7 protein-coding genes are annotated in these 13,059 nt (G+C 72.8%); 4 read left to right on the top strand and 3 right to left on the bottom strand.

Features of this window, described 5'->3' with window-relative positions; translation table 11 throughout:
- Window positions 1-116: 116 nt before the first annotated feature.
- The 4 genes from ACZ58N_RS04390 to ACZ58N_RS04405 all read left to right on the top strand — a co-directional run bounded on the left by ACZ58N_RS04390 (window position 117) and on the right by ACZ58N_RS04405 (window position 7,033).
- Entirely contained in the window at window positions 117-803 is a 687-nt protein-coding gene (locus ACZ58N_RS04390) for a hypothetical protein (RefSeq protein ID WP_471155493.1), read from the top strand.
- Window positions 804-1,016: 213 nt separating this feature from the next.
- Window positions 1,017-1,757 carry a response regulator transcription factor gene (locus ACZ58N_RS04395; RefSeq protein ID WP_281210121.1) on the top strand — a complete coding sequence of 247 codons (741 nt, stop codon included), beginning with the start codon at window positions 1,017-1,019 and terminating at the stop codon, window positions 1,755-1,757.
- Window positions 1,754-2,887 carry a HAMP domain-containing sensor histidine kinase gene (locus ACZ58N_RS04400; RefSeq protein WP_471155495.1) on the top strand — a complete coding sequence of 378 codons (1,134 nt, stop codon included), beginning with the start codon at window positions 1,754-1,756 and terminating at the stop codon, window positions 2,885-2,887. The genes ACZ58N_RS04395 and ACZ58N_RS04400 overlap by 4 nt, the downstream gene beginning before the upstream one ends.
- Window positions 2,888-3,145: 258 nt before the next feature.
- Entirely contained in the window at window positions 3,146-7,033 is a 3,888-nt protein-coding gene (locus ACZ58N_RS04405; RefSeq protein WP_471155497.1) for a multifunctional oxoglutarate decarboxylase/oxoglutarate dehydrogenase thiamine pyrophosphate-binding subunit/dihydrolipoyllysine-residue succinyltransferase subunit, read from the top strand.
- 76 nt (window positions 7,034-7,109) lie between these two features.
- On the opposite strand, the gene fxsT is transcribed toward ACZ58N_RS04405, so the two are convergent.
- From fxsT to ACZ58N_RS04420, 3 genes are all read right to left on the bottom strand, one after another.
- Window positions 7,110-10,112 carry an FxSxx-COOH system tetratricopeptide repeat protein gene (gene fxsT, locus ACZ58N_RS04410; RefSeq protein ID WP_471155499.1) on the bottom strand — a complete coding sequence of 1,001 codons (3,003 nt, stop codon included), beginning with the start codon at window positions 10,110-10,112 and terminating at the stop codon, window positions 7,110-7,112.
- A gap of 110 nt (window positions 10,113-10,222) precedes the next feature.
- Complete coding sequence (locus ACZ58N_RS04415; RefSeq protein ID WP_471155501.1) at window positions 10,223-11,740, bottom strand: HEXXH motif domain-containing protein; 1,518 nt, start codon at window positions 11,738-11,740, stop codon at window positions 10,223-10,225.
- A complete protein-coding gene (locus ACZ58N_RS04420; protein WP_471155503.1) occupies window positions 11,737-13,002 on the bottom strand; it encodes an FxsB family cyclophane-forming radical SAM/SPASM peptide maturase in 1,266 nt (421 codons plus the stop codon). The genes ACZ58N_RS04415 and ACZ58N_RS04420 overlap by 4 nt, the downstream gene beginning before the upstream one ends.
- Window positions 13,003-13,059: the final 57 nt, after the last annotated feature.

The raw sequence follows: 13,059 nt of genomic DNA on the forward strand, positions 1-13,059 counted from the left end.
ATGCGGCGGATGACGGCCTCCTGGTGCTTACGGACGGGTGGTGGGGGCCTCCATACTCGGGGTTCGGGTCGAGACCCGCGGAGGTGGGTGTGCGAGCGTTCCGAACGGAGACGCCGATGACGGGACGGGCGGCGGCGCGGCGGGCGGCGGCCGGGCCGGCGCGGACGGCCGCGGCGACCGCGGTGCCGGCCGCGGTGCTCCTGGGCACGGTGCTCCTGGCCGGCTGCGGCTCCGGGGAACCGGGGGCGGGCGACGCCCGCGGCCCGGCGACGGGCACCGGCGTCCCGGCGGCCACGGCGGCTGCCTCCCCGGGGCCCTCGTCGGGAGTCACGGGATCCGCGGCACCCACCGGACCGGGCACGGACCCGGCCCCCGGCCCGTCCGCGAGCGACCCGGCGGGCAGCACCGCGAGCAGCCCGGCCGGCGGGACCCCGAGCAGCACCCCGCCCGGTCCCGCCGCCGCCGAGACCCTGCTCCGGGTGTCCCGCACCGGCGGCTACGCGGGCCGCGCCCACACCCTGATCGTCAAGGGCGACGGCTCCTGGACCCGGCTGGACGGCCGGGCCGGCCCCGAGGGCGCCGGGAAGCTGGCGCCGGCCGGGCTGGAGGCGTTGCGCGGCGCGCTGCGCGACGCCGACCTGCCGCGGCTGCCCCGGGTCGCGATGTCCGACCGTCCCGTCTTCGACGGCTTCGTCTACGCCTTCGTCCACGCCGGCACCGAGGTGGCCTGCGACCAGGACTCGCTGACCCCCGGCCTGTCGAGGGTCCTGGACCGGCTCCCGCCGTTCGAGCCCCCGCGCTGACCCGTGGCCGGCGCGGTGAGGTATGTCACCGGTGACCGCGCGCCGGTGACCCGCCGCGGCACCGCGAACGGCCGCGCACACGGCCCGTACCGCCCCGGCGACGGGCCGCGGCGAGGATCGGAACCCGGTGCTCCCTGTCCGAACCGTGCATAGCCGCAGGCCGGTGGCTCCTCTACGCTGCACCCCAACACGCGGGATCTTCAGGGGCGGGACATGGAACAGACACACACCACCCACACGGGCGCCGCGGCCACCCCGGGCGCCCAACGGCGCGTGCTCGTGGTCGAGGACGACCGCACCATCGCCGACGCCATCTCGGCGCGGCTGCGCGCCGAGGGCTTCCAGGTGCAGACGGCGTACGACGGTCCGGCCGCGGTCGCCGCGGCCGAGAGCTGGCTGCCCGAGCTGTTGGTACTGGACGTCATGCTGCCCGGCTTCGACGGGCTGGAAGTGTGCCGCCGGGTCCAGGCGCAGCGGCCGGTTCCGGTGCTGATGCTCACCGCCCGCGACGACGAGACCGACATGCTGGTGGGCCTCGGCGTCGGGGCCGACGACTACATGACGAAGCCGTTCTCCATGCGGGAGCTGGCGGCGCGGGTCCACGTCCTGCTGCGGCGGGTGGAGCGGGCCACACTGGCCGCGCACGCCCCGCGCGGGGCGACCCTGCGCCTGGGCGACCTGGAGATCGACCACGCCCAGCGCCGGGTCCGGGTGCAGACGGAGGACGTGCACCTGACGCCGACGGAGTTCGACCTGCTGGTGTGTCTGGCCGGAACCCCGCGGGCGGTGCTCTCGCGCGAGCAGTTGCTGGCCGAGGTGTGGGACTGGGCCGACGCGTCCGGGACCCGTACGGTCGACAGCCACATCAAGGCCCTGCGCCGGAAGATCGGCGCGGAGCGGATCCGTACGGTCCACGGCGTCGGGTACGCCCTGGAGACCCCGGCCCAGGCATGAGCGGCGGCACCTCGCAGCGCCGGCCGGGCGGTCGGCGTCCCGGGACCCGGGCTCCCGCCAAGCGGTCGGCGGGCGGGCTGCGGCCGTACTCGCCGTTCTCCATCCAGACGAAGCTGGGCACGCTCGTCGTGGTCTCGGTGTTCATCACGACGGGGCTGCTGCTGGTGGCCCTGCGCACCGACACCGAGCTGCGGTTCATCACGGTGTTCTCGGTGATCGCCTCGATGCTGATCACGCAGTTCGTGGCGCACGGCCTGACGGCGCCGCTGGACGACATGACGCGGGTGGCTCGGGCGATCTCCCAGGGGGACTACACGCGCCGGGTGCGCGGGGCGGGCCGCCGGGACGAGCTCGGTGACCTGGCCACCACGATCAATCTGATGGCGGACGACCTGGAGGCGGTGGACCGGCACCGCAAGGAACTCGTCGCGAACGTCTCGCACGAACTGCGCACGCCGATCGCGGCGCTGCGGGCGGTGCTGGAGAACGTGGTGGACGGGGTCTCGGCCGCCGATCCGGAGACCATGCGGACCATGCTGAAGCAGACGGAGCGCCTCGGCCGGCTGGTGGAGACGCTGCTGGACCTGTCGCGCGTCGACAACGGGGTGGTTCCGCTGCGGGCGCGGCGCTTCGAGGTGTGGCCCTACCTGTCGGGGGTGCTGAAGGAGTCGGGGTTGGCCGCCGCGGGGCGGCCGGGGCTGTCCACGGGGTCGGGCGGGCACACCCGTAACGACGTGCACCTCCACCTGGACGTGTTTCCGCCGGTGCTGACGGCGTACGCGGACGCGGAGCGGCTGCACCAGGTGGTGGCGAACCTGATCGACAACGCCGTCAAGCACAGTCCGCCGCACGGCCGGGTCACGGTGCGGGCCCGTGCCGGGGAGGAGCCCGGGAGCCTGGAGCTGGAGGTCGTGGACGAGGGTCCGGGCATTCCGGAGGCCGAGCGGCACCGGGTCTTCGAGCGGTTCAACCGGGGGGCCGCGCGGGGCGGTGACGGGGGCACCGGGCTGGGGCTGGCGATCGCCCAGTGGGCCGTGGGCCTGCACGGCGGTGCCATCGGCGTGGCCGAATCGTCACGAGGTTGCCGAATCCTTGTCACTCTTCCGGGCAGCTCACCGGCGACGTCTTGACGTAGGGTTCGAGTGGGAAGGACATGATCTCGGCCACATGTGCCCGGGGTCGTCAGGGGTGCGAAGCCATGGAGGCCGCAACCTGGTTGCCTGCTACCCGAACCACGCTTGTTTCCCGCCATTCCAGGCGGCGAAACCCGCCGTTCGATGTGACCTGCACGACGGAAGTCCCGCCCGGCCTGCATTGGGTGGCCGGGGAGGCGTAGCCTTTATCACCGCTGTCCATACCTTGTGAAGCGGAAGAGGGCGGTTGCCGCCGTGTCGCCACAGTCCCCCAGTAACCCGAGCACCACGACCGAAACAGCAGAGCGTGGGAAGACCCCTGCCTCAGGCTTCGGTGCGAATGAGTGGCTCGTCGACGAGATCTATCAGCAGTACCTCCAGGACCCGAACTCGGTCGACCGGGCCTGGTGGGACTTCTTCGCCGACTACAAGCCGGGGGGCGCAGTCGCTCCGGTGAAGTCGGACAGTCCCGAGAAGCCCACGACGACGGACGGCGCCTCCGCACAGGCCGCCGCCCCCGCCGCCCGGGGCCCGCAGGCCGACGCCGCCGCCACGGGGGCGGCGAGTGCCGCCCCACCGGTCTCCGCCGCGCCCACGCCCGCGTCAGCTCCTGCCCCTGCTCCTGCCACCCCCTCTGGTGCCCCTGCTGTGACTGTCACCTCCCAGGCCCCGGCCGCCGCACCGGCCGCTCCTGCCCCTCAGGCCCCGGCCGCTCCCGCCGCCGCTCCCGCCGCCCAGAAGGCCGCGCCCCCCACCGAGGCCCCCGCGGGCCCCGAGCTGGTGACGCTCCGCGGCCCGGCTGCTGCCGTCGCCAAGAACATGAACGCCTCCCTCGACGTGCCGACGGCCACCTCCGTCCGCGCCGTCCCGGTGAAGCTGCTGTTCGACAACCGCATCGTCATCAACAACCACCTCAAGCGCGCCCGGGGCGGGAAGATCTCCTTCACGCACCTGATCGGCTACGCGATGGTGCAGGCGATCAAGGCCATGCCGGCCATGAACCACTCCTTCGCCGAGAAGGACGGCAAGCCGACCCTGGTCAAGCCGGAGCACATCAACTTCGGTCTCGCGATCGACCTGGTGAAGCCCAACGGCGACCGTCAGCTCGTCGTCGCCGGCATCAAGAAGGCCGAAACCCTCAACTTCTTCGAGTTCTGGATGGCCTACGAGGACATCGTCCGCCGGGCCCGCGTCGGCAAGCTGACGATGGACGACTTCACCGGCGTCACCGTCTCGCTGACCAACCCCGGCGGCCTGGGCACCGTGCACTCCGTGCCCCGCCTGATGCCCGGACAGTCGGTCATCATGGGCGTCGGCTCAATGGACTACCCCGCCGAGTTCCAGGGCACCTCGCAGGACACCCTGAACAAGCTGGGCATCTCCAAGGTCATGACCCTGACCTCGACCTACGACCACCGGGTCATCCAGGGCGCGGCCTCCGGCGAGTTCCTGCGCATCGTCGCGAACCTGCTGCTCGGCGAGAACGGCTTCTACGACGACGTCTTCGAGGCGCTGCGGATCCCGTACGAGCCGGTCCGCTGGAACCGGGACATCGACGCCTCGCACGACGACGACGTCACGAAGGCCGCCCGCGTCTTCGAGCTGATCCACTCCTACCGGGTCCGCGGCCACGTCATGGCCGACACCGACCCGCTGGAGTACAAGCAGCGCAAGCACCCCGACCTCGACATCACCGAGCACGGCCTCACCCTGTGGGACCTGGAGCGCGACTTCGCGGTCGGTGGCTTCTCCGGCAAGTCGATGATGAAGCTCCGCGACATCCTCGGCGTGCTGCGCGACTCCTACTGCCGCACCACCGGCGTCGAGTTCATGCACATCCAGGACCCGAAGCAGCGTCGCTGGATCCAGGACCGCATCGAGCGCCCGCACTCCAAGCCGGAGCGCGAGGAGCAGCTGCGGATCCTGCGCCGGCTGAACGCGGCGGAGGCCTTCGAGACCTTCCTGCAGACGAAGTACGTCGGTCAGAAGCGGTTCTCGCTGGAGGGCGGCGAGTCCGTCATCCCGCTGCTCGACGCCGTCATCGACTCGGCCGCCGAGGCCCGCCTCGAAGAGGTCGTCATCGGCATGGCCCACCGCGGCCGGCTGAACGTGCTCGCGAACATCGTCGGCAAGTCGTACGCGCAGATCTTCCGCGAGTTCGAGGGCAACCTCGACCCGAAGTCGATGCACGGCTCCGGCGACGTCAAGTACCACCTGGGCGCCGAGGGCACCTTCACGGGCCTCGACGGGGAGCAGATCAAGGTCTCGCTCGTCGCGAACCCCTCGCACCTGGAGGCGGTCGACCCGGTCCTGGAGGGTGTCGCCCGCGCCAAGCAGGACGTCATCAACAAGGGCGGTACGGACTTCACCGTCCTGCCGCTGGCGCTGCACGGCGACGCGGCCTTCGCGGGCCAGGGTGTAGTCGCAGAGACGCTGAACATGTCGCAGCTGCGCGGTTACCGCACCGGCGGCACCGTCCACGTCGTGATCAACAACCAGGTCGGCTTCACCGCCGCCCCGGAGTCCTCGCGTTCGTCGATGTACGCGACCGACGTGGCCCGCATGATCGAGGCGCCGATCTTCCACGTGAACGGCGACGACCCGGAGGCCGTGGTCCGCATCGCGCGGCTCGCCTTCGAGTTCCGTCAGGCGTTCAACAAGGACGTCGTGATCGACCTCATCTGCTACCGCCGCCGCGGTCACAACGAGTCGGACAACCCGGCGTTCACGCAGCCGCTGATGTACGACCTGATCGACAAGAAGCGCTCGGTGCGCAAGCTGTACACCGAGTCCCTCATCGGTCGCGGCGACATCACGCTGGAAGAGGCCGAGCAGGCGCTCCAGGACTTCCAGGGCCAGCTGGAGAAGGTCTTCGCGGAGGTCCGCGAGGCCGCGACGGCTCCGGCCGTCGGTGCTCCGGTGACGCCCGCGCAGACCGCGCAGGAGTTCCCGGTCGAGGTGAACACCGCGATCTCGCAGGACGTGGTCAAGCGGATCGCCGAGTCCCAGGTCAACATCCCGGACAACGTCACCGTCCACCCGCGTCTGCTGCCGCAGTTGCAGCGCCGCGCGGCGATGATCGACGAGGGCACCATCGACTGGGGCATGGGCGAGACCCTGGCCTTCGGTTCGCTGCTGATGGAGGGCACCCCGGTCCGGCTGTCCGGTCAGGACTCGCGCCGCGGCACCTTCGGTCAGCGCCACGCGGTCCTCATCGACCGGGAGACCGGCGAGGACTACACCCCGCTGCTCTACCTGTCGGACGACCAGGCCCGCTACAACGTCTACGACTCGCTGCTCTCCGAGTACGCGGCGATGGGCTTCGAGTACGGCTACTCGCTGGCCCGTCCGGACGCGCTGGTCCTCTGGGAGGCCCAGTTCGGTGACTTCGTCAACGGCGCGCAGACCGTCGTCGACGAGTTCATCTCCTCGGCCGAGCAGAAGTGGGGCCAGACCTCCGGCGTCACGCTGCTGCTGCCGCACGGCTACGAGGGCCAGGGCCCGGACCACTCGTCCGCGCGTCCCGAGCGCTTCCTCCAGATGTGCGCGCAGGACAACATGACGGTCGCGATGCCGACCCTGCCGTCGAACTACTTCCACCTGCTGCGCTGGCAGGTCCACAACCCGCACCACAAGCCGCTCATCGTCTTCACCCCGAAGTCGATGCTGCGTCTGAAGGCCGCGGCGTCGAAGGCGGAGGAGTTCACGACCGGTTCGTTCCGTCCGGTCATCGGTGACGCCACCGTGGACCCGAACGCGGTCCGCAAGGTCGTCTTCTGCGCCGGCAAGGTCTACTACGACCTGGAGGCCGAGCGGGAGAAGCGCGGCATCACCGACACGGCGATCATCCGCATCGAGCGGCTGTACCCGCTGGCGGGTGCCGAACTCCAGGCGGAGATCGCCAAGTTCCCGAACGCGGCGAAGTACATCTGGGCGCAGGAGGAGCCGGCGAACCAGGGTGCGTGGCCGTTCATCGCGCTGAACCTGATCGACCACCTCGACCTGGCGGTCGGCGCGGAGGTCCCGGCGGGCGAGCGGCTGCGGCGGATCTCCCGTCCGCACGGTTCGTCCCCGGCGGTCGGTTCCGCGAAGCGTCACCAGGCGGAGCAGCAGCTCCTGCTGAACGAGGTCTTCGAGGCGTAGTCGGCCCGAGCCCGCACGCGGAAGGCCCGGTCCCCCTCGGGGGGCCGGGCCTTCCGGCGTCGTCACGGCCACGGCCCTACGGTTGGGGTTCGAAGTCCCAGTAGGGGCGGGTCTGTCGGCGGGCGGACACGGTGTGGACGTGTTGCGGGCCCAGGGTGCGGGTGAGGGCCTTGATGCCGGCGTCCTCGTGCTTGGAGGCCTCGATGTCCTCCCGTACGGCGCGCAGGTCGGCGGCGAGCCCGATCCGGGCGCTGAGCGTCATCGGGTGGTCGGCGCCGAGGACGCGTTCGGCGTCGCGCAGGGTTTCGCGGCTGAGGTCGAGGGCGTCTTCGAGGCGGCCGGTGATGTTGCGGTGCCCGGTGGCGTTGAGGGCGCAGCCCAGGGTCCAGGGGTGCCGGTCGCCGAGGGCGCCGCGCATCCCGACCAGGGCCTGTTCGGCGAGGTTGAGGGCCTCGGCGCGTTCGCCCTGGGCGCGCAGGACCAGGCCGAGGTTGCCGACGGTGCCGATGCTGTAGGGGTGGGCGAGGCCGAGTTGGGACTGGTAGCCGCGCACGACGTCCTCGGAGATCCGGCGGGCCTCCTCGATGTCCCCGTACTCGCGCAGGTAGGTCGCGTAGTCGGAGGCGACCATCAGCGTCCAGGGGAACTCGGCGCCGAAGACGCGGGTGGAGCGTTCCAGGACGCTCCGCAGGCGGGCACCGGCGCCGGGGATGTCCCCGGAGCGGCGCAGGCACTGGCCGAGGTTGTGCTCGGCGCGCAAGGTCTGCGGGTGGTTCGCGCCGAGGACCTGGATGTGCAGCTTGAGGCCCTGCTCCTGGCGGGCCAAGGCCTCGCGGTAGCGGCCCATCAGACGCAACCCCATGGCGCAGCCGACGCCGGAGGAGAGGGTGGCGATGTGCCGGACGCGCAGGACCCGTTCGCGGCGGCGCAGGGTGTCCAGGTCGATGTCGTAGGCCTCCTGGTAACGGCCGAGGAGGCGCAGGGCGACGGCGACGTTGTTCTGGGCGTTGAGGGTGGTGGAGTCGTCCTCGCCGAGGAGTTCGCGGTAGGTCTCGAAGGCGTGTTCCAGGAGCTGTCGGGCCTCCTCGAACTTGGCGGTGCTGAGGAGGACGCCCGCGTAGGTGCTGGTGGCGCGGAGGGTTTCGAGGTCGCGGTCGCCGCGTTCGGCGACGAGCCGGTCGGCGACGGCACGGGCGAGGGTTTCGGCGCGGCGGAAGTGGCCGAGCATCCGCAGGGCGCCGCCGTAGTGGTAGCTGAGTTCGCGGACCTGGTCGTGGTCGTCGCCGAGCAGGGTCCGCCAGATGCCGTCGGTGCGTTCGGCCAGGCGCAGGCAGGTGCGGTACTCCCCGGCGAGGGTCAGGTAGCGCAGGCAGTGCAGCAGGAAGTTCTGGATGCGCGGGTTCGAACTGGTCAGTACGCCGGCGGACTCCAGGTGCGGGATGAGTTCGGCGTAGCGGGGCCAGAGCCTGGAGTCGGTGGGCCGGCCCGGGTCGGCGGCGGCGAGGACCTGGCGGACCGAGCGGGACAGTTGTTCGGCCTCCTCCTCGGCGAGGTTCTCGCGGACGATGTTGTGGACCATGCGGTGGAGTTGGACGGTTTCCAGGCCGCCGCCCTCCTCCACGGACAGGTCGGAGTACTCCAGGCGGACGACGGAGAACTGGACGAGCTTGTTGAGGGCCGCGTTCCAACGGATCTGGTCGTTGACGATCCCGGCGAGGTGCTCGGGGACGTCGTCGGCGGGGAACTCGCGCAGCAGCCGCAGCGGGACCCGGCCGGGGGCGAAGAACACGAACAGCCGGAGCAGGGCGAGGGCGTCGGGGAAGTTCTCCCGCACGTTGTTGAGGAGTATCGCCAGTGCGGTCGGGAACGGCAGCGGGTAGTCGTCGGAGAGGGTGACGGCCTCGTGGGAGTCCAGCCGGTGCTGGAGGAGGGTGAGGTACTCGCCGACGCCGATGGGCGAGTCGGCGAGCCATCCCGCGGTCTGGTCGAGGGCGAGGGGGTAGTCCTCCAGCGCCTCGGCGAGCTGGTCGGCCTCGTCGCCGGTGAGGCGGCCGGCCCGGCGGCGGATGAACGTGAGCGACTCGGGCCGTGCGTAGAGGGGTACTTCGACGAGGCTGGTGTGCCGGGCGGCCCATTCGCGGTTCCGGGAGGTGATGATCACGTCGCCGGCGCCGGAGGGCAGGAGGTCGGTGAGGTCGTCGGGGTGGTCGCAGCCGTCGAAGACCATCAGCCAGCGGTGGTACGGGGTGCCGCGCCGCAGGGCCTCCAGCACGGCCCGGATCTGCTCGCCGTAGCTGCCCGCGCCGAGCGGCAGGCCGAGGGCGGGCGCCAGGTCGGCGAGGCGTTCGCGCAGGGTGGGCCGGTCCTCGGCGGGGATCCACCAGACGACGTCGTACTCGGAGGCGAACCGGTAGGCGTACTCGGTGGCGACCTGTGTCTTGCCGACGCCGGACAGTCCCAGCAGGGTGACGGTGGACGCGCCGGGCGGGGCGTCCGTGAGGGCGGCCCGGAGCCGGCCGATGACGTCGTTGCGGCCGGTGAAGCGCGGGTTGCGGCGGGGGACCCGGCCCCAGATCTCGGGCGGGTCGTTGGGGAAGCGGGGTCCGCGGCGCCCGCTCTCGGTGCCGATCCGGTCCGTGGGGAGCTCCAGCCGGCGCAGCACGCGGTACTCGGCCTCGTAGGAGTCCAGGCCCCACAGGTCGGTCTTCTCCAGGGCGGCGACGGCACTGGGCAGCGGGGAGTCGGTCAGGCAGACGGCCGCGAACCGGTCGGGGTGGGAGGCGGTGACGGTGCGCAGCGCCGCGTTCCACTCCTCGTCGGTGTGGGTGCCGGCGGAGAAGTAGCGCTCGCTGAGCACGACGAGGACCTTGCCGCCGGCCCGGGCCAGGTCGTCGAGGGCGTCGGTCAGGCCGGGACTGCTCTGCGGATCCCAGCGTTGGAGGGCGACGCGGTGGCCGTGCTCCTCCAGGCGGTGGGCGATCCACACGGCCCAGGGCCGGTTGAAGCCCGCGAAGCTGATGACGAAGCGCTGCGGTTGGGGGGCTCCGTCGCGGTCGTGACGCGTACCGGTACCGGTCATGCGGCCGTCTCCCTGGGATCCGGGCGGTGGACGGGGTGGGGCGGGTACGGGGTGGGGCGGGACTGAAAAGGTACCGCAGCGGACGGGTCGTCAGGCCGCTGCGACGCCTCTCATCCCGCGGCGAACGCGGCGAGTTCGGGATGGGCCGCGCACCAGGCGCCGCGTTCGCGTTCCAGGGTCCGGCGGGCGGTGGCGTGCTGGTCCCCGGGGGGCGGCAGTTCGTCCATGGCCCGCTCCGCGATGCTCATCCCCTCGACGAACTCACTTCCGGTGACGGTGAGTTGCGGGTGGGCGCGCAGGATCGGCAGGACGGCGGCCACCTGGGCGCGGACCCGGGCGTGCTGGGCCCAGGCGCCGCGGGCCCCGTACAGGGCGGCGCGCTGCCAGTACCCGGCCAGGGCCAGGTGGGCGTACGCGCCGTGCAGCAGCCCCTCCAGCGGCCTGGGGTCGCTGCGCCAGGGCGCCCAGTGGCGGGGCGTGCGGTCGGCGGTGTGCAGGGTCAGGACGTCGGCCAGGGCGGCCAGCTTCCCGTGCTGCACCTCGTGGACGAGGGTCGCGGCGAGGGCGGGCGGGGCCTGCGCGCGGGCCAGGACCGACCCGGCGGCGGCGGGGAGCGTGGCGCCGCTGGAACGGGACCCGCCGGCCAGCGGGACCACGGAGCGCAGCAGTCGGGCGGCCTCCTCGGCGCGGGTGGAGTCGTAGCGCTCCAGGAGGGTGAGGGCGCCGGACCACTGGGTGTCCCAGCGCTTGTGCCCCTTGGCGGTGAGCCGGCGGGCCGGGCGGACACCGGTGGGCCCGCCGTCGGCGGGGGCGGCGGCCCGGTACGGGTCGAGGTCGTCGAGGGCGGTGACTCCGCCGGGCAGGGCGTGCAGGGGGAGGGTGTCGGCGCCGTCCCAGGAGCGTTCGGTGAGGGCGAGGGGGCCCGGGCGGTCGGGCCGCAGCAGGCCCAGGGTCGGCAGGACGAGCCGGCCGTGGACGGGTCGGAGCGTGACCTTGAAGCTGATCCCGGCGCGCAGGGCGGCGGCCACGGCGAGGGCTCCGAGGTGGCCGAGGTCGGGGGGCGGCCCCTGGGGTGCGTGCAGCCGGCGCAGGGTCTCCTCGGCCCAGACCCCGGTGGCGGGGTAGTGCAGGACGTCGCGGACGGCCTCGGGGTCCTGGCGTTCGGCCTCCTCCAGCAGTGCCCAGCGTTCCGCGGCCTCCGCGTCGGGGGCGGCGTCGAGGACGGCGCGCAGCAGGACGAGCCGCTTGGAGCGGCGTACGTCGCGCACCAGGCGGGTGCCTTCGGCGGAGGGCTCGGTGGAGGCGAGGGCGCGCAGCGTGTGGGAGCTGACGGCGAACCGGGCCAGGTCGGTCGGGGCGGGAGAACCCGCGGAGGAGGTGGGGCCGGCGGGTCGGGTGGGTTGTGGGGGTTGGGTGGGTTGGGCCGGTACGGCCGCCGCGCGGGGCGTCCGCCCGGCCCCACCGGCCGGCAGGGGTCCGGCGGAGTGGGATCCGGCGGGGTGGGCGGCTTCGGCCGGGTCGGCGGCCCCGGAATGCCGGTCCGCGGCGGGGCCGGGGGCGGCATCGGCGGAGGCATCGGGGCAGGCGGTGGCATCGGTGCGGGGCGTGGTTTCGGCGCGGTGGTTCATGAGGCGGCCCGTCCGGTGGTGGCGGCCGTGTGCAGGGCGCGGGCGACGTGGCGGATGACGGCCTGGAGGTCGGCGCAGTACACGGACGGCTGGCGGAAGCCCTCCCGCTCGCGGTAGCGGTGCGGGTAGTGCCCGCCCCCGCACACCTCGACGAGTTCGCAGGCCCGGCAGGCGGGCGCGAGCGCCTCCCGGCCGAGCTGGCGGGCGGCGAACCCTGGATGGTCGAGCAGTTCGTCGAAGCTGTGGCTGTCGAGGGTCATGCCCGTCGCGGCGGCCCCTTCGTAGGCGGACTTGAGGGAGTCGGCCTGCTCGATGCTGCCGTCGGTCTCGACGACCGCGGTCGTCACGGGGGCCAGGCCCAGCGTCTCGGTGGCGGCGGGCAGGCCCAGCAGCAGGGCGATGACCTCCTCGAAGATCCTGATCCGGGTGCGCCGTACGCCGTCATGCCACCAGCGTTCGAACACGGCCAGCAGCCAGTCCCCGTACGGGCTGGCGTGCCGCGACCAGCCGGGCGGCGGGGTGCTCCAGTTCGCGAGGGGCAGCAGCAGCCCGATGGCCGGCGGTTGGAAGGCCAGCAGGGACTCGTACGTCTCCACCGGGTCCTGGGTCACGTCCACCACGCACAGCACCCCGGCGTAGCTGTCGGGGTGCCGGGCGAGCAGTCGCAGGCCGCGGGTGGCCGCCCCGAAGCCCGGCCGCCCGGTGTGGTCGACGCGGCGGGCGTTGTGGGCGGGCAGACCGCCGTCGAGGCTGACACCGACGCGGATCCCGGCGGCGGACAACGCGGCGAGCCGGCCGCGGGTGAGCAGCGTGCCGTTGGTCTGGACGGCCGCGGTGACGCCGGTGCGCGGCGAGAGGCGGGCCAGCGCCGCCCGCACCGCCTCGACGGGCGCGGCCAGCGCGGCGGGCGGGCCGAGGAGGGGTTCGCCGCCGTGCAGGACGAGGTCGACCCGGGTCAGGGCGTGAGCGGCGGCGTGCTCGGCGATCCGCTCGGCGGCGCGCAGCGCGGTGGCGGGGGCCATGACGGCGGGGCGGGTGCGCCAGCCCTGGTCGGCCATCTCGTAGACGTAGCAATAGGTGCAGGCCAGGTTGCAGCGGCCGTGCGTCTTGAGGACGAACTGCCGGATCGGCTGCGGGCGGTGACCGGCGGCGCGCAGGGCGGGCACGTCGAGGCGGGTGTAGGGCCAGGGGGCGTGCCGCGCGTGGTGGGACGGGGTCCGGTGGGCGGGCAGCACGAGATCGCTCGTGATCGCATGGCTCATCGCCTGTACCTCCCGCTGCGGACGGTGCATCCCTGCCCTCCGGACCGGTCCGGCTAA

The organism is Streptomyces sp. NPDC040432, from assembly GCF_055595445.1.